This window comes from Micromonospora sp. NPDC093277, from assembly GCF_044765245.1.
Taxonomy (GTDB): domain Bacteria; phylum Actinomycetota; class Actinomycetes; order Mycobacteriales; family Micromonosporaceae; genus Micromonospora.
This window is the reverse complement of the sequence record NZ_JBIWJO010000001.1, coordinates 385,390-403,778: the sequence shown is the minus strand read 5'-3', so window position 1 is coordinate 403,778 and position 18,389 is coordinate 385,390. Positions and strand designations below refer to the sequence as shown.

At 71.1% G+C, this 18,389-nt stretch carries 20 protein-coding genes; 7 read left to right on the top strand and 13 right to left on the bottom strand.

Annotated elements, in window-relative coordinates:
• Window positions 1-92 precede the first annotated feature (92 nt).
• Window positions 93-1,535, top strand: coding sequence for a M28 family metallopeptidase (locus ACIRG9_RS01830; RefSeq protein ID WP_402848677.1), 1,443 nt, complete (start codon window positions 93-95; stop codon window positions 1,533-1,535).
• A 122-nt stretch (window positions 1,536-1,657) separates the two neighbouring features.
• On the opposite strand, the gene ACIRG9_RS01825 is transcribed toward ACIRG9_RS01830, so the two are convergent.
• The 4 genes from ACIRG9_RS01825 to ACIRG9_RS01810 form a co-directional block, all read right to left on the bottom strand.
• Window positions 1,658-2,302 carry a response regulator gene (locus ACIRG9_RS01825; RefSeq protein WP_402848675.1) on the bottom strand — a complete coding sequence of 215 codons (645 nt, stop codon included), beginning with the start codon at window positions 2,300-2,302 and terminating at the stop codon, window positions 1,658-1,660.
• Entirely contained in the window at window positions 2,254-3,558 is a 1,305-nt protein-coding gene (locus ACIRG9_RS01820; RefSeq protein WP_402848672.1) for a sensor histidine kinase, read from the bottom strand. Before ACIRG9_RS01820 ends, ACIRG9_RS01825 begins: the two co-directional genes overlap by 49 nt.
• A gap of 139 nt (window positions 3,559-3,697) precedes the next feature.
• Window positions 3,698-4,543: a hypothetical protein gene (locus tag ACIRG9_RS01815; RefSeq protein WP_402848669.1), complete on the bottom strand. Its 846-nt coding sequence runs from the start codon at window positions 4,541-4,543 to the stop codon at window positions 3,698-3,700.
• Complete coding sequence (locus ACIRG9_RS01810) at window positions 4,540-5,052, bottom strand: SigE family RNA polymerase sigma factor (RefSeq protein ID WP_402848667.1); 513 nt, start codon at window positions 5,050-5,052, stop codon at window positions 4,540-4,542. The genes ACIRG9_RS01815 and ACIRG9_RS01810 overlap by 4 nt, the downstream gene beginning before the upstream one ends.
• A gap of 183 nt (window positions 5,053-5,235) precedes the next feature.
• Between ACIRG9_RS01810 and ACIRG9_RS01805 the strand changes: the two genes are divergently transcribed.
• Window positions 5,236-7,365: an MMPL family transporter gene (locus ACIRG9_RS01805; protein ID WP_402848664.1), complete on the top strand. Its 2,130-nt coding sequence runs from the start codon at window positions 5,236-5,238 to the stop codon at window positions 7,363-7,365.
• A gap of 78 nt (window positions 7,366-7,443) precedes the next feature.
• Here the strand turns inward: ACIRG9_RS01805 and ACIRG9_RS01800 are convergent, their stop codons facing one another.
• Window positions 7,444-7,935, bottom strand: coding sequence for an FBP domain-containing protein (locus ACIRG9_RS01800; RefSeq protein ID WP_402848662.1), 492 nt, complete (start codon window positions 7,933-7,935; stop codon window positions 7,444-7,446).
• A 71-nt stretch (window positions 7,936-8,006) separates the two neighbouring features.
• Here ACIRG9_RS01800 and ACIRG9_RS01795 point away from each other — a divergent pair, with 71 nt between their 5' ends.
• The 3 genes from ACIRG9_RS01795 (at window position 8,007) to ACIRG9_RS01785 (ending at window position 9,598) form a co-directional block, all read left to right on the top strand.
• On the top strand, window positions 8,007-8,588 hold the full coding sequence (locus ACIRG9_RS01795; RefSeq protein ID WP_402848659.1) for a TetR/AcrR family transcriptional regulator: 582 nt from the start codon (window positions 8,007-8,009) through the stop codon (window positions 8,586-8,588).
• Between the two features lie 152 nt (window positions 8,589-8,740).
• Window positions 8,741-9,151, top strand: a complete 411-nt coding sequence (locus tag ACIRG9_RS01790; protein ID WP_402848656.1) for a spore-associated protein A — start codon at window positions 8,741-8,743, stop codon at window positions 9,149-9,151.
• A 33-nt stretch (window positions 9,152-9,184) separates the two neighbouring features.
• On the top strand, window positions 9,185-9,598 hold the full coding sequence (locus ACIRG9_RS01785; RefSeq protein ID WP_402848653.1) for a spore-associated protein A: 414 nt from the start codon (window positions 9,185-9,187) through the stop codon (window positions 9,596-9,598).
• A gap of 63 nt (window positions 9,599-9,661) precedes the next feature.
• On the opposite strand, the gene ACIRG9_RS01780 is transcribed toward ACIRG9_RS01785, so the two are convergent.
• Window positions 9,662-10,525 (bottom strand): NBR1-Ig-like domain-containing protein, encoded by an 864-nt coding sequence (locus ACIRG9_RS01780; protein ID WP_402848650.1) that lies wholly within the window; start codon window positions 10,523-10,525, stop codon window positions 9,662-9,664.
• Between the two features lie 194 nt (window positions 10,526-10,719).
• Complete coding sequence (locus ACIRG9_RS01775) at window positions 10,720-11,655, bottom strand: PrsW family intramembrane metalloprotease (protein WP_402848647.1); 936 nt, start codon at window positions 11,653-11,655, stop codon at window positions 10,720-10,722.
• A gap of 194 nt (window positions 11,656-11,849) precedes the next feature.
• Between ACIRG9_RS01775 and ACIRG9_RS01770 the strand changes: the two genes are divergently transcribed.
• Window positions 11,850-12,203, top strand: a complete 354-nt coding sequence (locus tag ACIRG9_RS01770; protein ID WP_402848644.1) for a nitroreductase/quinone reductase family protein — start codon at window positions 11,850-11,852, stop codon at window positions 12,201-12,203.
• A 48-nt stretch (window positions 12,204-12,251) separates the two neighbouring features.
• Here the strand turns inward: ACIRG9_RS01770 and ACIRG9_RS01765 are convergent, their stop codons facing one another.
• From ACIRG9_RS01765 to ACIRG9_RS01755, 3 genes are read right to left on the bottom strand one after another with little or no spacing between them, the layout of a single operon-like run.
• Window positions 12,252-14,513, bottom strand: a complete 2,262-nt coding sequence (locus tag ACIRG9_RS01765) for an FtsX-like permease family protein (RefSeq protein ID WP_402848642.1) — start codon at window positions 14,511-14,513, stop codon at window positions 12,252-12,254.
• Window positions 14,510-15,181: an ABC transporter ATP-binding protein gene (locus ACIRG9_RS01760; protein ID WP_402848640.1), complete on the bottom strand. Its 672-nt coding sequence runs from the start codon at window positions 15,179-15,181 to the stop codon at window positions 14,510-14,512. The genes ACIRG9_RS01765 and ACIRG9_RS01760 overlap by 4 nt, the downstream gene beginning before the upstream one ends.
• Window positions 15,178-15,702: a PadR family transcriptional regulator gene (locus ACIRG9_RS01755; protein ID WP_402848637.1), complete on the bottom strand. Its 525-nt coding sequence runs from the start codon at window positions 15,700-15,702 to the stop codon at window positions 15,178-15,180. Before ACIRG9_RS01755 ends, ACIRG9_RS01760 begins: the two co-directional genes overlap by 4 nt.
• A gap of 109 nt (window positions 15,703-15,811) precedes the next feature.
• On the opposite strand from ACIRG9_RS01755, the gene ACIRG9_RS01750 reads away from it, so the two are divergent.
• Window positions 15,812-16,426: a TMEM175 family protein gene (locus ACIRG9_RS01750; RefSeq protein ID WP_402848634.1), complete on the top strand. Its 615-nt coding sequence runs from the start codon at window positions 15,812-15,814 to the stop codon at window positions 16,424-16,426.
• Here ACIRG9_RS01750 and ACIRG9_RS01745 read toward each other — a convergent pair.
• From ACIRG9_RS01745 to ACIRG9_RS01735, 3 genes are all read right to left on the bottom strand, one after another.
• Window positions 16,423-17,199 carry a PPOX class F420-dependent oxidoreductase gene (locus ACIRG9_RS01745; RefSeq protein ID WP_402848631.1) on the bottom strand — a complete coding sequence of 259 codons (777 nt, stop codon included), beginning with the start codon at window positions 17,197-17,199 and terminating at the stop codon, window positions 16,423-16,425. The genes ACIRG9_RS01750 and ACIRG9_RS01745 overlap by 4 nt on opposite strands.
• 88 nt (window positions 17,200-17,287) lie before the next feature.
• Window positions 17,288-17,662, bottom strand: coding sequence for a YciI family protein (locus tag ACIRG9_RS01740; RefSeq protein ID WP_402848629.1), 375 nt, complete (start codon window positions 17,660-17,662; stop codon window positions 17,288-17,290).
• A gap of 13 nt (window positions 17,663-17,675) precedes the next feature.
• Window positions 17,676-18,335 (bottom strand): DUF998 domain-containing protein, encoded by a 660-nt coding sequence (locus ACIRG9_RS01735; protein ID WP_402848627.1) that lies wholly within the window; start codon window positions 18,333-18,335, stop codon window positions 17,676-17,678.
• Between the last annotated feature and the right edge of the window lie 54 nt (window positions 18,336-18,389).

Here is an 18,389-nt window from a genome sequence, read left to right as displayed (position 1 = left end):
CCAGCTTGCTGCCGCCAGTCCCGGCCGGGCCAATCTCAAATTTCGATCAATTGATATAGACATCGATCCTGGTCAGTGGTCACGATCGTCGCATGACCTCCTCACAGCCAACCGGCGCGGAACCCACAAGGTCCACCCGCCGGACCTTCCTGACCGCGTCCGCCGCCACCGCCGCAGCCACTGTGGCCGTACCTCTGATCGGCGCCCCCGCCGCAGCGGCCCCCGGCGCGCACCGCATCGACGGACCGGGCAAGCCGGCCAAGCCCCAGCATCCCGACAACGAGCTCAAGCGGCTCCTCGCCGAGGTCGACGGGGCGCGCATCGAGGCAATCGTGCGGCGGCTGGCCGCCTTCGGGACCCGCCACACCCTGTCCAGCCAGACCGACCCGGCGCGTGGCATCGGCGCCGCCCGGGACTGGATCCACCAGGAGATGCTCGCCTACGCCGCCGCCTCCGGTGGCCGGATGACCGTCGAGCTCCAGTCCTACCTGCAGGGACGGGCCTCCCGGATTCCGGTGCCGACCCAGATCACCAACGTGATCGCCACCCTGCACGGCGACGCCGACCCGAACCGGGTGTATGTCATCACCGGACACTACGACTCCCGGGCCAGCAACGTCGACGACGCCGTCAGCGACGCACCGGGCGCCGACGACGACGCCTCCGGCGTGGCGGTGATCATGGAGCTCGCCCGGGTGCTGGCCACGAGGCGTACCAGAGCCACCGTCATCTTCGCCGCGGTCGCCGGTGAGGAGCAGGGCCTCTACGGCTCGACGTACATGGCGAAGCAGCTCAAGGCCGCCGGGGCCGACGTCCAAGGCATGTTCAGTAACGACATCATCGGGAGCAGCACCGCTGACGACGGCGCCCGTGACAACCGCACCGTCCGGCTCTTCGCCGAGGGGGTGCCGACCTCCGAGACGCCGCAACAGGCGACCAACCGGCAGTCGGTCGGTGGCGAGAACGATGGAGCGTCCCGTCAGCTCGCCCGCTTCGTCACCGACGTCAACCCGCACAGCATCACCGGCATGCAGGTTCGGGTGATCTACCGGCGGGACCGCTACCTGCGCGGCAGCGACCACATCCCCTTCCTGCAGGAGGGCTGGCCGGCGGGCCGGTTCACCGAGCCGAACGAGGACTTCGCCCACCAGCACCAGGACGTCCGCATCATGGACGGCAAACAGTACGGCGACCTGCCCGAATTCTGCGACTTCGACTACATCACCCGAGTCGCCCGGGTCAACGGCGCAACGATGTGGTCGCTGGCCCAGGCACCAGGCACCCCGAGGAACGCGAGGATGCTCACCAGCTCGCTCACCAACGACACCACCTTGACCTGGCAGCGGGGCACGGAGGAGGACCTGGCCGGCTACGAGGTGGTCTGGCGGGAGACGACCGAGCCGGACTGGACCCATGTCATCGAGGTGGGCGACGTCACCACCGCGACCGTCGACCTGTCCAAGGACAACGTCTTCTTCGGCGTACGGGCCGTCAACCGGGACGGCTACCGCAGCCCGGTGGCATTCCCCCGCTGACCGCAGCCCGCGCGGCGCTCCGAGCGCCACGCGCGTGACACCTGGCGCGGTGGCGGGTGCGGCTCTCGCACCCGCCACCGCGCCGGATCGCGTGCTCATCGGCCCTCAGCGGCCCGACAGACTCAGCCGTTCAGGTAGGCGAGCACCGCCAGCACCCGGCGATTGTCGTCCTCCGACGGCGGCATGCCCAGCTTGCTGAAGATGTTGTTGATGTGCTTGCTGACCGCCTTCTCCGTCACGAACAGCCGTCCCGCGACCGCCGCGTTCGACCGCCCCTCCGCCATCAACCCCAGCACCTCCCGCTCCCGGGCGGTGAGACCCCGAAGCTGCTCCGCCCCGCTGTTGCGGGCCAGCAGCTGCGACACCACCTCCGGGTCCATCACCATGCCGCCGCCGGCCACCCGCTGCACCGCGTCGATGAACTGGCCCACATCGGACACCCGGTCCTTGAGCAGATAGCCGACTCCGCCGGCCTTGTCGGCCAGGAGTTCCCGCGCGTACAGCTGCTCGACATGCTGGGACAGCACCAGGATCGGCAGGCCGGGGATCTGCGCGCGGGCCGCGAGCGCCGCCTGCAGGCCCTCGTCGGTGAAGGTGGGTGGCAGGCGTACGTCGAGGACAGCGACGTCGGGACGGTGCCGGGTGAGCGCCGGCAGCACCGACGGCCCGTCGGCGACGGCCTCGACCACCTTGCACCCGTACGCGTCGAGGATGCGGGTCAGCCCGTCCCGGAGGAGGGCGAGATCCTCGGCGATGACAACTCGCACGGCAGCTCCATGGTCACGACGGTGGGTCCGCCGGGCGGACTCGTCACGGTCATCGTGCCATCGAATGCCGTCAGCCGGCGGCGTACCCCGGCCAGGCCGGTCCCCGCGTCCACGGTGGCCCCGCCGCGACCGTCGTCACCGACCACCATTTTCAGCACCCCGTCCTGGTGCTGAACCTGGATCCAGGCGCGGGTGGCGGCGCTGTGCTTGGTGACGTTGGCCAGCGCCTCGGCGACCGCGAAGTACGCCGCGGACTCGACCGCCGCGGGTGGGCTGCCGGGCAGCCGCACGTCGAGCTCCACGGGCAGCGGTACGGCCAGGGCGAGCGCCTGCACCGCCCCGTCCAGGCCCCGTTCGGCGAGCACCGGCGGGTAGATGCCGCGGACCAGGTCGCGCAGCTCGGTGAGGGCGTGGCCGCTGGTCTCCTGCGCCTCGCTGAGCAGCCGTTGCGCCGCCGCCGGGTTGTCGGCCATCAGCTTCTCGGCCAGGCCGATGCTCATCCGCAGCGCGACCAGCCGAGCCTGCGCCCCGTCGTGCAGGTCGCGTTCGATCCGGCGCAGCTCGGCGGCCTGGGTGTCGACGGTGTCGGCGCGGGTGGCGGCCAGCTGCCGCACCCGCAGAGCCAGCTCCTGCGCCCGGGTGGGGGCGAGGAAGAAGCCGGCGAACCGGAAGTGCAGCCACAGCAGCCAGTGCCCGACGGCCAGCCCGGCGGCCAGGAACAGCCAGCCCTGCGGTGCGGCGAGCCACGCCTTGATGAAATTGTCCATCGGCCAGAACACGCCGTAGCCGTACCAGCCGATGGTCAGATACAGCACCAGCGGCACGAACAGGACGCCTTCGAGGCCGTACGCGGGAATGGCGAACGCGGCCAGGCAGACGCCGCCGGTGATCGCGCCGGGGATCAGCCAGGCCAGGTCCCGCCAGGTCGCCGGGTCCGCGACCACCCACCGGAACCGCCGCCAGGTGCCGAGTGCGGCACCAGCGGGCACCGGGGCGTACGGGGAGGCGATCGGTGCCGTGCCCCACCGGCTCAGCCGGCGTTGCAGCGTCAGCGACGCCCGCACCAGCACGGTCACCGCCGGGAAGAGCGCGAACCCGATGCCGAACGCCGGAATCAGCGCCAGCGCGACCACCGACAGCGTGAAGAGCGCCACGTTGGTGGTCAGGCTGAGCAGGGCCACGGCCAGGCCCTGCCCGGCGGCGACCACGCCGGGCCGGATCTGCTGCCAGACGACGGCACGTACGGAGGTCTCCACGGCGCCATTCTCCGCCCACGAGCCGCCGGAATCGGTGGTGCTACCACCACCCGCCGCGTCTCCTCGCCGGGCGGCACCAGGGCTGGACCCGCTGGCGGCCGCCCGGCGAGGGACGCGAACAGCGTCGGCTGTCACCCGGTCACTGGAGGTGGAACCGTCCGTCCATGGCGAGGGCAGCCAGTTGCGGCACGGTGAACGGCAGTTCCTCCAGCCCGCTCTTGGGGCCGCCGAAGGACCGGCTCTGCGCGACGAAGGTGACCGCCCCGTCCGGGTGCCGGTAGGCCGCCCACTGTTCGAAGCGCCGGTCGGTGGTGGGATAGACGACGACGCCGATCTCGGTGTTGCCGACGGTCACCACCTGGCACTGACCCTCCATCTTCCAGAACTCCCGGGTCAGCTCGCACGGTTCGGTCGGGAGCTTGTTCCCCCGGGTGTACACCTCGACGGCCACCCGCCCGGTCCGCTCATCCTTGGTGATGGTGGCCAGGGACGTGTAGCGCCACACCTCGACGCCGTTCACCTTCTCCTCGAACTCGGCCTGGGTGCTGCGCGGCGGATCGTCGTCCACGGTCGCGTTCGGCGGGTTCTCCGGCACGACGTACCCGGCCGGCACCACGGCGACGAGGTCGTCGAGCAGTTTGACCCCCTGGTCGTACCGGTTGCCGGCCTTCGCCGTCCGGTCCTCCTGCGGGCGGCCGTCCGGTCCGGTCGGCCACGGCTCCGCGGTGCCCTCGCCCGACGGGCCCGGAAGGGGCCTCGCCCCGAAAGCCGTCGGACCCATGCCGCCGGCACCCTCGGTGCCGACCACCGCGATGCCGGCGACCGCCAGCACCACGGCCGCGGACCCGGCGCAGGCCCACCCGGTACGCCGGCGCGTGCGGGCGCGCCGTGCGGAGCCGAGCGCGGCGGCCGTGTCCAGCGGTGGCGGCGGGACGACGGCCTCCATCTCGTGGCGGAGCGCCTCGCGCAGCTCTTCCCCGTTCATGCTTCCCCCTTCTCGATCGTGCCGCTGTATGCGGGCAGTAGCAGGTCCCGCAGGTTCTCGAGGCCACGGGCCGCCTGGCTCTTCACCGTTCCGGGCGAGCAGCCCAGCAGCGTCGCGGTCTCCTCGACCGACAGGTCCTCCCAGTAGCGGAGCACCAGCACGGCCCGCTGGCGTGGTGCCAGGGCGGCGAGCGACTGGAGCATCACCAACCGGTTCTCCGGCGATTCGGGCGGTGTGGGTCGTTCGGCGTTCTCACCGCCCACCTGTTCGCGCCGCCACCAGCCCCGCCGCCGTTCGTCGAGGAAGGTCCGGACCAGGATCTGCCGTACGTAGGCGTCGAGCACCTCGTGCCGGGACACCCGGTTCCAGGCCAGGTAGAGCTTCGTGAACGCGGTCTGGACCAGGTCCTCCGCCCGGTGCCAGTCGCCGCAGAGCAGGTACGCGGTGCCACGCATCGCGCCGGACCTCGCGGCGAAATATTCCGCGAACGCCGTGTCGCGATCGCTCATTCCGAACCTCCTATCCCCGATGCGAGATAGTCACGCCACGTCCAACTCGGGAGGTTGCTCGGGGGAACGAAATAGCCAGCAGGCAGGAGCCACCCGGCCGCCGGAATCGGTGGTGCTACCACCACCCGTCTTCGGGACCTGACACTCCTGCCTTCGATCTTCGCCGGTCGAAGGATCGACGTTATGACCACGACCAGGCACAAGGAACGACTGGCCGGCCTGCCGTCCGGCCGCCGCAGCAAGTACGCGATGCTCGTCTTCTGGCTCGTCCTCGTCGCGGTGGCCGGGCCGCTGGCGCTGAAGCTGACCGAGGTGCAGGACAACGACGCCCTCGGCGCGCTGCCCGCCAGCGCCGAGGCCAGCCGGGCGGCGCAGCGGGCACAGGAGGCGTTCCCGGATTCGCAGCAGCCCCTGGCCGTCGCCGTCTACGCCCGCGAGGCCGGGCTCACCGACGCCGACCGCGCCAAGGTCGACGCCGACCGCGCGGCGTTTTCCCGGTACGCCGACGGCGGCCAGATCTCCCCGCCGGAGCCCAGCGACGACGGACGAGCGCTGCTGTTCTCCTTTCCCGTCGCCGGGGACGCCGACCAGCGCGCCGACGCGGTCACCGACATCAAGGATCGCCTCACCGCTGACGTACCCGACGGTTTGCGGACGGCGCTGACCGGCGAGGCCGGCGGCGACGGCGACCTGTTCGACGCGTTCACCGGTTTGGACACCACGCTGCTGCTGGCGACCGCCGGCGCCGTCGCGTTGCTGCTGCTCGTCACGTACCGCAGCCCGGTCCTGTGGTTGATCCCGCTCGTCACGGTGGCGGTGGCCAACCAGCTCGCCGGCGCGGTGGTCTATCTGCTTGCCAAGCATGCCGGGCTGGCCGTGGACCTGCAGAGCCAGAGCATCCTGACCGTGCTGGTCTTCGGCGTCGGTGTGGACTACGCCCTGCTGCTCATCGCCCGCTACCGGGAGGAGCTGCGCCGGCACGCCGACCGGCACGCGGCGATGGCCGTCGCGCTGCGCCGGTCGATCGGCGCGATCGGCGCCTCGGCGGCGACCGTGGCGCTCGGCCTGCTGTGCCTGCTCGCCGCGCAGCTGCCGTCCACCCGGGGGCTCGGGCCGGTCGGCGCGGTCGGGATCGTCGCGGCGCTGCTGGCCATGACCACGCTGCTGCCGGCCGTGCTGGTCGTCTTCGGGCGGTGGCTGTTCTGGCCGTTCGTGCCCCGGTATTCCCCCGAGACGGTCGGGGCCGACGTGGCGGCCGAGCACGGGGTGTGGCGGCGGATCGCCGGGTTCGTCGGCCGGCGGCCCCGCGCTGTCTGGTTGGGTACGGCGGCGGTGCTGGTCGCCCTGACCTTCGGTATCGGCAACCTCAGCATCGGCCTGCCGAGCGACGGATCCTTCACCACGGAGGTCGGTTCGGTCACCGGCCAGCGGATGATCGAGGCGCACTACCCGAGGGGATCCGTGGCCCCCGCCGAGATCCTGGCCGCCGCTGGTTCGGCCGACCAGGTGGTGGCCGCCGCGCGTGCCGTGCCGGGGGTGGCCGAGGTCGGCGAGCCGGAACGGTCGCCGGACGGCCGCTGGGTGCGCATCGCGGCGGTCCTGGCCGACACGCCGGACAGCGACGCGGCGATGGACACCGTCGACCGGCTCCGCGCCGTGGTGCACACCGTGCCGGGTGGGCAGGCCCTCGTCGGCGGGCCGACCGCGCACGTGCTCGACGAGGAACGCATCGTCGACCGCGACAACCGCCTCGTCGCGCCGCTGGTGCTGGCGGTCGTGTTCGTCATCCTGATGCTGCTGTTGCGGGCGCTGGTCGCGCCGCTGCTGTTGCTCGCCAGCGTGGTCCTCTCCTACGCCGCCGCGCTGGGCGCGGCCGGGCTGATCCTCGACGCGATGGGGCATGCCGGGCTGTGGGACGCGATCCCGCTGCAGACGTTCCTGTTCCTCGTCGCCCTCGGCGTCGACTACACGATCTTCCTCAGCACCCGGGCCCGGGAGGAGACGGCGCGGCTCGGGCATCGGCAGGGTGTGCTGCACGCGTTGACCGTGACCGGCGGGGTGATCACCAGCGCGGGCGTGGTCCTCGCGGCCACGTTCGGCGCGCTCAGCGTGCTGCCGCTGGTGCCGTCCGTGCAGATGGCGGTGATCATCAGCGTCGGGGTGCTGCTCGACACGTTCCTGGTCCGCAGCCTGCTCGTCCCGGCGCTGGCGCTGCACGTCGGCCGCCGTACCTGGTGGCCAAGCGCCCTGGCCCGGCCCGCGGCCCGGCCGGTCGCGGCCTCGCCGGTCGAGCGGATCCCGGCGGCGTCGTAGGCGGTTCCGGGCGCCGGCCGTGCCCACAAGGGTATGGCCGGCGCCCGGTTTCGGTCAGCCTGCCGCGCGCCGCCGGGGTCACTCCGTCACGGTGGTGATGAAGCCGCGGAGGTTCGTCACGGTCCGCTGGATCTTCTCCTCCAGGGTCAGCGACTCGTGCATCCGCGCGCCGGCCCCGGCGTCCTTCTTGCCGCGCAGGTAGAGGGAGCAGGCCAGGTCGCTGCAGAGGTAGGTGCCCACGGAGTTGCCCTGCTGCCCGGCCTTCCCGGCCCTGCGGGCGACCATCAGCGAGACGCCACCGGCCGGCGCGGTGAGGCACATCGTGCACATATTGCGGCGTGGCTGCCGGACGGCGGGGGTGGGGCAGCGCAGCGCGAGGGCCGTCGGTCGGCCGTCCAGGACGGTGACCAGGTAGGCGCGGTCCGGCGCCTGCGGATCTCGCCAGCCGAGGTAGTCCAGGTCGTCCCAGGGGCGGTCGGCCAGGTCGCGCGGGACGGTCAGACGCTTCGCCTCGCCCTTGGTGCAGTTCACGAAGGCGGCACGGATGTCCTGCTCGGTGAGGGGTGTCATGAGCGGCAAGGCTAAGTTGCCTAAAGCCTTTAGGCAACCAGATAATAGCTGTCGGTAACGGGAGGAGGGGCATGGCACGCGCAGGGCTGACCACGGAACGCCTGACCCGGGCGGGCGCTGAGCTCGCCGACGAGGTCGGCTTCGACCAGGTGACCGTCTCGGCGCTCGCCCGGCGCTTCGACGTCGCGGTCGCGAGCCTCTACTCGCACGTACGGAACTCCCAGGACCTGCGGACCAGGATCGCCCTGCTCGCCCTGGACGAGATGGCCGTCCGCGCCGCCGATGCCCTGGCCGGTCGGGCCGGCCGGGACGCGCTGGCCGCCCTCGCCAACGTCTACCGGGACTACGCCCGGGAGCATCCCGGCCGCTACGCCGCGGCCCGTCTCCGGCTCGACCCCGAAACGGCGGCCGCCAGCGCCGGCGGCCGGCACGCGCAACTGACCCGGGCGATCCTGCGCGGCTACGACCTGGCCGAGCCGGACCAGACGCACGCCGTCCGGCTGCTGGGCAGCGTCTTCCACGGCTACGTAAGCCTGGAGCTGGACGGCGGGTTCGGCCACAGCGCCCCGGACAGCGCGGAAAGCTGGGTACGGATCATGGACGCCCTCGACGCCCTGCTGCGGAACTGGCCCGCGCCCACGGACGCCAGTTAGAGCCGCGCTGCGCTCCCCTCGGCCGAGCCGCTGACCTGGGGACTATTTCTCCGAATAGTCCACTGGAGGATCGCTGGACGTAGATCACTTGGTGTCGGCCGGCGTCGCCTGGCAGCGTCATTCGCGGCAATCCACAGTAGAAAGGGAACTTCATGCGCATTCCGCAGAAAGCCGCCGCGATGGGACTCACGGCGGTCGCCGTCACGGCGGGAGCCCTGGTCTTCGCCACCCCCGCGCAGGCGGCGCTCTACGGCGGGCAGTGTGGCTCCGGCTACAACCTCGTCGGCGTGGCCGACTTCCCCGACCTCCGCGGCACGACGTACCTGACCTACAACGCGTCCACCGGAAAGAACTGCGTCGTCACCATCCGGGAGAAGCCGGGGGCCGCCGCGCCCATGGAGGCGTGGCTCCGCAAGTCCGGCACCACGACCTGGGTCAAGGACGTCGGCAACTACACGACCTACGCGGGCCCGGTCTACGTGTCGGCGGCGGGCTCGTGCGTCGACTGGAAGGGCACCATCGGAACGGCCACCGTGAGCCGCAACGGCACCAACTGCGGCTGACCCGAACGACAGCACGCACCGGAGAGGAGTGCAATGAAGCTCGTCAGGAGCACCGCCGCAACGGTCGCCCTGAGCGCCACCGTGGTGGCCGGGGCGTTGGCTGCGGCGACCCCGGCGTACGCCGCCACCTACGGGGGCGAGTGCGGGTCCGGCTACAGCGTCGTGAACTCCGCCGCGATTGGCACCAAGGGGACCGTGTTCCTCACCTACAGCTCGGCCACGGGCAAGAACTGCGCGGTCGCCAAGCGGGACACCGCCGGATCGGCCGTGCTCATCGAGGTGGGTCTGGGGATCAACCCGGTCGGAACCCACTGGCCCGCCTACGAGGGCAACTATTTCACGTCCTACGCCGGCCCGATCTACCTGTCGGCGGCGGGCAAGTGCGTGGACTGGATGGGCCGGATCAGCGGCACCGAGGGCGGTAAGCGCGGCACCAACTGCGGCTGACCCACCTCGGGACGAAGCCCTGCCGGTGCGATCCGGCAGGGCTTCGCTGGTTGACGCGGGACCCTACGAGCCACCGACCCGTACGTCCAGGAAGATGGGACGCTTGAGCGGGAAGAGCATCCGCCCCTGCTCGTCGGCCATCTTCCAGAAGATTTTGCAGCTCCCGGGCTCGCTGGGGGCCTGGACGGACACCGCGATGTCCACCGCCTCTCCCGGCCTGGTCTGCGGGATGGCGACCTCCTCCGGCGCTCGGCACGGTGTTTCGTTGACCCGCGCCAAGAAGCGGTTGGCCCAGACCACCGTGCCGGTGTTGCGGATCCTCCAGACCTTCGTGAACGAGGAGTTCGGCGACACCAGAGTCCCGTCGGGATAGGTGATGTCGCCTTCGAACCGAGAGTCGTCATTATCGGGTGGAGCGACGATCGTGGGTGCCACGCCGACGTCGCTCTCATCCCTGTGCTGATCGAGAACGACGAAGGTGACACCGGCACCGGTGAGGGCAGCCATGGCCGCAGCCACGCCGGCGATGCCGAGACGCCGGCGGTCGCGCAGCCAGGGGGGTGGAGGCTCGACGGCGGCCGAAGCCTCCGCTGCCTCGGCCTCCGACGTCCCGGCCTCCGACGTCCCGGCCTCCGGCGCCGCATCGGCCGTCGAGGCGGTGTCCGCCGAATGCCGGACAGCCCTGGCCTGTGTCCAGCGCTCCTGCCACTCCTGCTCGGTTTCCACCGGGTCGTGACCCAACCGGTCGACGGCGAGAACGCGCACGAACTCCCATGTCGTCTCCCAACTGGGAAGACTCCGGCCCTGGGCCGCGGCGGCCAGCGACGACTTCGAGGCGGCCGCGCCCAGGCGCACGGCCATCTCCTCGTACGAGGGATCGCCCGCCGCCTGTTTCAGTCGCAACAGGCGGTCGGCGAAGGCGCCCACCGGGCCCGAATCTGGATCGGGGCGCGTCGGCCGTCGCCCTCGCCGTCGCGGTATCCGATGCTGACCTTGCGTTTCTTGTTCCATGTCCCCAACCTCGTCAGAACCGACCACGCAAGCGCGGTCACGCATCCGGCGCAGGGGCGACAATATCCGTGTATTTCAAGCTACGGACGACGGACTGCCGTGTTGCGATCTCAGGTACGGGGTGGGCGGATCGGCACCCGCCACCCGCCCGCAGGAGGCGCTGGCTGCGGGCGGTGCTCCGAGCGCAGCACCGCCCGCAGCCAGAGGACCCCGATGAGCGCCACGATCGCGAGCCCTATCCATTCCAGCGCGGTGGCCACCACCAGCTGGCCGCCGGTGGGCTGGACGATCCGGCCGTGGCGTACCACTCCACCGGTGAACAGCAGGGTCAGCAACAGCGCGATCACCCGGATCGCGTCCCAGAAGGCGTGCAGCAGGGCCACGCCCAGGTAAGACAGGATGAGCCGCCCGGTGACGGTGAAGTGTTCCCGAGTGCTGGAGGAGAAGAGGACCGCGCCGAGGATCGCGGTCCACAGGCCGTGCCCGAACGGTGCGATCACGCTGCGCAGCACCTCGGTCCCCACCAACTGGGTCACCGACAGCCCGTGCGCGGTGAACAGCGAGGTGAAGGCGTAGCCGGCGGTTTCGAAGGCCGCGAAGCCGAACCCGACGGAGGCGCCGAGGATGGCGCCGTCGCGTACCGCCTTGTGGTGCAGGTGCCGGGCCAGGAACGCCAGCACCGCGAGCTTCACGGCCTCCTCGATGAGCCCCACGCCGAGGAACACCAACACCGACGAGCTGCGCAGCAGGTAGGACTCGAGCAGCGAGGCGGCCAGCACGCCCGCCACACCGCCGGCGATGAACGTGTTGAGGATCAGGCCCGGGGTGAGCTCACCGGTTTCCCGGCGCTCGAAGGCCCACGCCACGAACGTCACCGGCACCAGGAAGCTGCCCAGCAGCACCAGGGTCGGCACCAGATTGGGGTTGCCGGTCGCGAAAATGATCAGCACGGTGGCCAGCCACAGCACCAGGCCGACCCAGAAGATTCGCAGCCACGCCCGCCGGCGTATCGCCGGAGGGGGCGGCTCGGGGGTTGCCTCTGCCACCACCGCCTCCTCGGAACTCGACCGCGTCCACGTCCTCCGGCACCCCGCTCGACGGATGGGTCTGAGGGCCGCGTTCCCAGCCTAAAGGCGCGCGGACCACACAAAAGGAGCATTACGAAAAAAGCTCACCTACCCGCGGGGAAGCTCCATAGCCTGGCGGGTGGGAGCAGGTCGGGAAGCTGTCGGGAGGCATCGTGGCCAACGCGATCAGGGACGCTCTCGAGGGCGTCGACGAAGTCGAGCTCACCACAACCGGGCGGAGGACCGGGCGGCAGATCTCGCACCCGGTGTGGTTCGTGCAGGAGGAAGACAGCGTGTTCCTGGTTCCGGTGACCGGCTCGAACAGCGACTGGTACAAGAACGTGCGGCGCACGCCGATGATCCAGGTGGCCGCGAACGGAACGGCGTTGAGCTCCAGCGCCACCCCGATCACCGACTCGGACCGGGTCCGACACATCGTGCAGCTGTTCCGCGACAAGTATGGCGCGAACAAGGTGGAGGCCTACTACCCCAAGCGCGACGTCGCCGTCCAGGTGCCGCTCGGGTGACCCGGGCGGGTGGGCCCGACGGCGTCGCCGGACCCACCCCGGGAGCACCTACTCGTTGCGGGCCGTCTCCGGTCCGGTGATCCGGCGCAGCAGCGGCAGCGTCAGGGCGACGATGCCCAGCGACACGGCCAGCCCACCGCCGACCATGAGATAGAACGACCCGCCCGGCGCCAGCAGCGTGTAGTGCAGCTGCGCCCGCAGGAACAGGTGCGCGGCCAGGAAGCCCATCCCGATCGCCACCACGGCGACGAGCAGCAGCGGTACGACGGTCTCCAGCGCGACCACCCCGCGCAGCGTACGCAGCTGCATCCCGGTCAGCCGCAGCATGCTGAACGGGCGTTTCCGGTCGCTGAGCCCGCCGGCCACGCTGACGGCCAGGCTGCAGCCCGCGATTGGCAGGCTGGCCAGCATGATCACGTTGGCCAACTGCTGGAACTGGTTCATCTGCCGCCGGGAGTTCGACTCCCACTCGCCGGTACTCGCCGGGAAGCGCCCCTGCGGAAACGCGTCGATCAGCATGGTCCGGGCCTGCTCGAACGCGGCGCGGCTGGTCGTGTTGACGACCACCGACCGGATCGGCTGCCGGTCGACCTCCTCGGGGGCCATGTCGGCGGCACCCCAGACGTAGGTGTCACTGGTCAGGTCGAACGCGCGCATGCCGATGAGATCGTCGGGCACGGCCGCGACCTGCGCGCCGGCCGGGCAGCTGCCGAACACCGCCAGGCGGTCCAGCTCGGCGCAGGTGATGACGCCTGGCCACCAGTCCCGATAGGCGGCGGAAACGGAATTCGCCGGCTTCGACAGAACCTCGACCGGTGGGCGGTCGACCGGATTGGCGCGGACCAGGGTCACGCTGCGCACCCCGGGGATCGTGCTGAGCCCGGCCGGGATCTGGTCGGCGGTCGGCACGGGTAGTCCCTCCTCGGGCCGGAATTCCTTGCTCAGCGAGGTGGCGGCCACCGAGTCGGTGCGCGGCGCGCCGCGGTTGGCGACGAACGTGGTGATCGTGCCGGTGGCCACGCTGGTCACGAAGAGCGCCACGATCAGTCCGCTGACGGACCGGAAGCCGGCCTGCGGGTTGTCCGCGAGCCGCCGCCCGGCGATGAGCGCGGCGGGTCGGCTCGCCCGTCCGGCCAGCAGCCGGGCACCGACCATGGTCAGCCAGGGTCCGGCCACGACGAGCCCGACCATGATCAGCACAAACCCGGAGAGGTACGCGGTGATCTGGCCGTTGGTGGTGGGGGGACGCCGGCCGATGAAGTACGTCAGCTCGGCCAGCCCGGCGGCCAGCGGGATCAGCCGCCAGACGCGCGGCGGCTTCGGGGTGACCCGCCGACTCACGCCCAGCGGCGAGATCTGCACGCGGCGCAGTGCCAGCCAGGCGGCCCCGACGGCGCCGAGCGGGATGCCGAGCGCGATCGCCAGGACGTCGACGATCGAGAGTGACAGGTCGCCGGCGAAGAACGGTTCGCCGGTGAACGGGATCCCGGCGAGTGCCGGCCGGGCGGCGAAGAACAGGCCGAACCCGACGGCGGCGCCCACCGAGGCGGCGAGGGTCGACTCCACGGCCGAGATGAGGGAGATCTGCCGTGGGGTGGCACCGACCAGCCGCATCGCGGCGAAGCGCTGCTCCCGGCGGGTGGCGGCCAACCGGGTCGCGGTGCCGATGAAGATGAGCACCGGGAAGAGCAGCGCGGCGGCGACGATGGAGAGCACGAGCGTCATGCCGGCCTGGTTGATCCCGATCCGGCAGCCGCTGCTGCAGTCACTCGGCGAGAGGGTCATGATCTGGGGGACCTTCCGAGCCCCGAGCGGCTCCAGCTCTGCCGGGGTGCGGCCGACGACGATCAGCAGCGAGTCGGGCGAGGGCAGCGCCGCCGGGCCGATCGTGCCGATCTCGTGGCCGGGGAAGCGGTCGCCGAGTTCCGCGGCCGGGGTGGCCCGCAGCAGCTCGCCGAGGGCGGGCGAGACGTAGTACTCGCCCGGCCCGGGCAGGTGCTCGATGCCCGGCGGGACGGGCGCGTCCGGGCCCGCCACCGCGATGTCCACCCGGCCGATGGATCGGCCGTGGTAGTAGTCCTCCCGCAGCAGCCACCACAGCTGACTGGCCGACGCCTCGGGGGAGGATGCCGGGACGGTGGCGGTGTTGAGCCAGCCGTACCGCTGGTTCTGCGCGCCGACCGCGTTCATGCCGGCGACCGTGGCCAGGAGCATGCCGACGCCGAGCGCCACCGCGGCGGCGATGATGAGAAGCCGGGTGGCGGCCTCCCGACCACCGGCCAACGACAGCCGCAGACCGAACCGGATCACGAGAGCACCAGCGCGTTCACCTTGCCGTCGCGCACGATGACCTGCCGGTCGGCGTACGCGGCGACGCGGGCCTCATGGGTGACCAGCACGACGGTGGTGCCCTCCTCGCGGGCGGAGGCGACCAGCAGGTCCATGACCTGCTCGCCGGTCAGCGTGTCGAGCGCCCCGGTCGGCTCGTCGGCGAACAGCGCCCCGGGCCGGGCGACCAGGCCGCGGGCCAGCGCGACCCGTTGCGCCTGACCGCCGGAGAGTTCGCCGGAGCGGCGGTGCTCCAGCCCGTCCAGGCCGAGCCGCTCGAACCAGGGTCGGGCCTGTTTGAGCGCGGCGGCCCGCTTGACGCCACCGAGCAGCAGCGGCAGCGCGACGTTCTCCGCCGCGGTCAACTCCGGTACGAGCTGCCCGAACTGGAACACGAACCCGAACTGGTCCCGGCGCAGGACGCTGCGCTCCTGCTCGCTCAGGGTGTCGATCCGGCGGCCGTCGAAGTGGATCTCCCCCGCGTCGGGGACCAGGATCCCGGCCAGGCAGTGCAGCAGGGTCGACTTCCCGGAGCCGCTCGGCCCCATGATGGCGACGATCTCGCCCGGGGCCACCGCGATGCTGGCGCCGCGCAGTGCCGGGGTCTCGCCGAAGGACAGCCGGACGTCCCGCGCCTCGATGGCCTTCATCCGCGCACCACCTTCCGGAGGGCGTCCAGCCGGGCGATCGTGGTGTCGATCCAGTGCAGGTCGGCGTCGAGGTGGAACAGGCCGTGGTCGGCCAGCATGGCGTCGACCACGTCGCCGCTGCGCCGCAGCTCGGTGAGCTCCTGCATCCGCCGCAGGTGGGTGGCGCGCTGCCGGTCGAGGTATTCCTCGGCGGGGCGGTCGAGCATGAGGGCCAGCACGACCTTGCTGAACAGCACGGTCTGCAGGTTGGGCTCGGCCTCGACCGGTTCGGTCAGCCACGACTCGAACTCGGTCGCGCCCCGGTCGGTGATGACGTAGCGCTTGCGCTCGGGCCCGACGCCCGGCTCGACCTCGCCGACCACGATCTTTCCGTCCCGGGTGAGCCGGCCGAGGGTCGCGTAGACCTGGCCGAACGGCAGCGGCTTGCCGCGGCTGAAGAAGGAGTCGTAGTCGCGCTTCAGGTCGTAGCCGTGGCTGGGCTCGCGTTCGAGCAGGCCGAGCAGGGTCATGGGAACGCTCATGGCGACACCATACCCTCAGCGTATACCCCGCGTATATATCCCCCGCGAATATCCACTCGGGTCACGGAAGGCGCCGCCGCTTGACGGAGAGAGAGGAGATGATTACCCGGTGCCGACCAACCGGCTGGAGGCGTTCAGCGACGGCGTCCTCGCCATCGTCATCACGATCATCGTGCTGGAGCTGAAGGTCCCGGCCGGTCACGATCTCTCCGACCTGGTCCGCACGACCGGCGTCGGGCTGCTGACCTACCTGCTCACCTTCATCTACATCGGCATCTACTGGAGCAACCACCACCACATGTTCCACCTGGTACGGCAGGTCACCGGCGGAGTGCTCTGGGCGAACCTGGCACTGCTGTTCTGCCTGTCGCTGTTCCCGCTGACGACCGCCTGGGTCGACGACTCACGGTTCGAACCGACCCCGGTCGTCGTCTACGGCCTCAACCTGCTCAGCGCCGCCATCGCGTACTGGGTCCTGCAGGCGGTGATCATCCGGCAGCAGGGACCGGCGTCGGTGCTGCGGCGGGCCGTCGGCGCCGACATCAAGGGCAAGATCTCCCCCGTGTTCTACGTCGCCGGTATCCTCAGCGCCCTGCTGATCGACCGGAGCGGGCGCATCGGAGTCGGGCTCGCCCTGGCGTGTTTCGTCACCGTGGCGATCATGTGGGTCGTACCCGACCGCCGCATCGACCGGGTCGTCCGCGAGCACGAAACCGCCGGCTAGGCCACCGAAGTCAGCTCGAAGTGGACGGTACGGCCGGTCCTGCGCCGCCCCAACCGGTGCGTCAACGGCACCAGCACCCCGTGCAGCATCGGGTGCTTGCGTGCCAACGCTCGGCTGGCCGCCCGGTACTCATTCCCGCTCAACCGCCGAGCGACCGCCTCCACCGGCGTCCCGGTCGGCTTCCCCAACGCCGTCGACGGCGCCACGGTCACCCGCGGATTGTTGCGGATCCGCCTGGTCTTCCACGCCTTCTCGAAGCTGCGCACGTACGCCCGCTCCCCGGCCACCGCGACGCTCACCGCCGTCGGCACCACCGTCCCGTCCCGCTTGACCGTCGTCAGCACCACCGTCTTCTGCCGTACCAGCGGCGCCCAGGCGGAAGCCGGGGCGGGATCGACGTACCCGACCACCCACCCGAGCTGCCGCAGCCGGGCGACCAACGCGACCACGGCCAGGACCGTCGACAGCCCGACCGCCCAGGTCTGCGCCGCGCTGCCGCCGAGCGGCGTGTCGAGCACGTGCGACACCGTGTGCGCCGCCCCACCGACGGCGTATCCGGCCAGCCCGACCGCCAGCGCGTCCGCCCAGATCAGCGCCAGCAGCACGGTCACCCCGATACCGAGTTGGAACGCCCCGACGTCGTGCACGAAGTGCTCGTGCGGCGGGAAGCCCACCGCAGAGCTGAACGAGTCCGGGCGGGTCAGCGCCCACACCCCGACCACCACCGACGCCACGCCGAGCAGCGCGGCCACGCCACGTACCAGTGCTCTCATGGCTTGGAGACGGCCCGACGGCCGGCGATGTGACGAGCGAAAACGGCGGGCGGCACCGGCGTGTCACCGGTACCGCCCGCTCCCGCGATCAGGCCTGGGCAGGGCCCTCGTTGACCCGGCGGACGTCGACCTCGACGTCAATCCCGCTGTCGATGAAGACCTGGGCGAAACGCTTGCCCCACTCCAACGCCTCCTCCTTCGACCGCACCTCCATCAGGGCGAATCCGGCGATGAGTTCCTTGGTCTCGGTGAACGGCCCGTCGATGATGGTGGTCTTGCCCTTGGCGGCGGTGATCCGCGCCGCGTCCTCCTTGCTGCTCTTGTGCAGCCCCTCGGCGGCGAGCAGCGACCCGGACTTGGCCACCTCCTCGATGAAGGCGCCCATCCGCTTCATGAACTCGGGGCTCGGGTCGAACGTGCCGGGAGCGTTCTCGTCCAGCTTGTGCATCAGCATGTAGCGCATTTGGGGAATCCTTTCAGGAAAGGTTGCCGCGGACCCGGACGGACACCGCGGAGAGCCAGCCGAAAATGACAACCGAACCGACGACCAGCCGGATGCTCATGCTGTCCTGGTCGGGCCACCACATGATGGCCATCGTCGCCAGCGCGGACAGCACCGAGAACAACGCCCAACCCCGCTCACCACGCCGAAGGAAGCGGCGGGCGAACACCAGACAGGCGATCATGAGCGCCCCGAACCCCAGCATCGCCCCGACCCCGTGGCCGACCGAGTGCCAGCTCATCGTCTCGGGACTGCCCTCGGGGGCACCCACCGGCCAGCCCATGCTCGGATCGGCCCGCAGCACCCCGGCGACGATCGAGCCGACGCCGTAGACCGCCACCAGCGCCGGACCCCACGTCCCGGCCGGCCCGCCGCGCAGCGCCCGCCGCAGCCCGGCGGCACCGGCCAGCGCCAGCAGCCCGGACAGGACGAAGTTGGCGATCTGGATCCAGCCGTACTCACCCAGGGAGAGCAGGCTGAGCGGTTGCCGGCTCAGGTCGAAGCCGTCGCGGGTGAACACCTGCGCGAGCGACAACCCCAGGAACAGTGGCCCGACGGCGATCCCACCGGCGAGCAGGGTGGCCGTCGGAACACCCCGGTTCGTACCGGCGTTCGTCAGCGTTGCGGTAGTCATCTCGATCTCCTTTGTCATCGGCTCTCGCTGACGCGTCGATCGGGGCGACCGGGA

What these genes read in the sequence shown, in the direction of transcription:
- ACIRG9_RS01830 (WP_402848677.1), top strand. Translation starts at nt 93, where the DNA reads ATGACCTCCTCACAGCCAACCGGCGCGGAACCCACAAGGTCCACCCGC.
- ACIRG9_RS01815 (WP_402848669.1), bottom strand. Translation starts at nt 4,543, where the DNA reads ATGAACGGGGAAGAGCTGCGCGAGGCGCTCCGCCACGAGATGGAGGCC.
- ACIRG9_RS01810 (WP_402848667.1), bottom strand. Translation starts at nt 5,052, where the DNA reads ATGAGCGATCGCGACACGGCGTTCGCGGAATATTTCGCCGCGAGGTCC.
- ACIRG9_RS01805 (WP_402848664.1), top strand. Translation starts at nt 5,236, where the DNA reads ATGACCACGACCAGGCACAAGGAACGACTGGCCGGCCTGCCGTCCGGC.
- ACIRG9_RS01800 (WP_402848662.1), bottom strand. Translation starts at nt 7,935, where the DNA reads ATGACACCCCTCACCGAGCAGGACATCCGTGCCGCCTTCGTGAACTGC.
- ACIRG9_RS01795 (WP_402848659.1), top strand. Translation starts at nt 8,007, where the DNA reads ATGGCACGCGCAGGGCTGACCACGGAACGCCTGACCCGGGCGGGCGCT.
- ACIRG9_RS01790 (WP_402848656.1), top strand. Translation starts at nt 8,741, where the DNA reads ATGCGCATTCCGCAGAAAGCCGCCGCGATGGGACTCACGGCGGTCGCC.
- ACIRG9_RS01785 (WP_402848653.1), top strand. Translation starts at nt 9,185, where the DNA reads ATGAAGCTCGTCAGGAGCACCGCCGCAACGGTCGCCCTGAGCGCCACC.
- ACIRG9_RS01760 (WP_402848640.1), bottom strand. Translation starts at nt 15,181, where the DNA reads ATGAAGGCCATCGAGGCGCGGGACGTCCGGCTGTCCTTCGGCGAGACC.
- ACIRG9_RS01755 (WP_402848637.1), bottom strand. Translation starts at nt 15,702, where the DNA reads ATGAGCGTTCCCATGACCCTGCTCGGCCTGCTCGAACGCGAGCCCAGC.
- ACIRG9_RS01745 (WP_402848631.1), bottom strand. Translation starts at nt 17,199, where the DNA reads ATGAGAGCACTGGTACGTGGCGTGGCCGCGCTGCTCGGCGTGGCGTCG.
- ACIRG9_RS01740 (WP_402848629.1), bottom strand. Translation starts at nt 17,662, where the DNA reads ATGCGCTACATGCTGATGCACAAGCTGGACGAGAACGCTCCCGGCACG.
- ACIRG9_RS01735 (WP_402848627.1), bottom strand. Translation starts at nt 18,335, where the DNA reads ATGACTACCGCAACGCTGACGAACGCCGGTACGAACCGGGGTGTTCCG.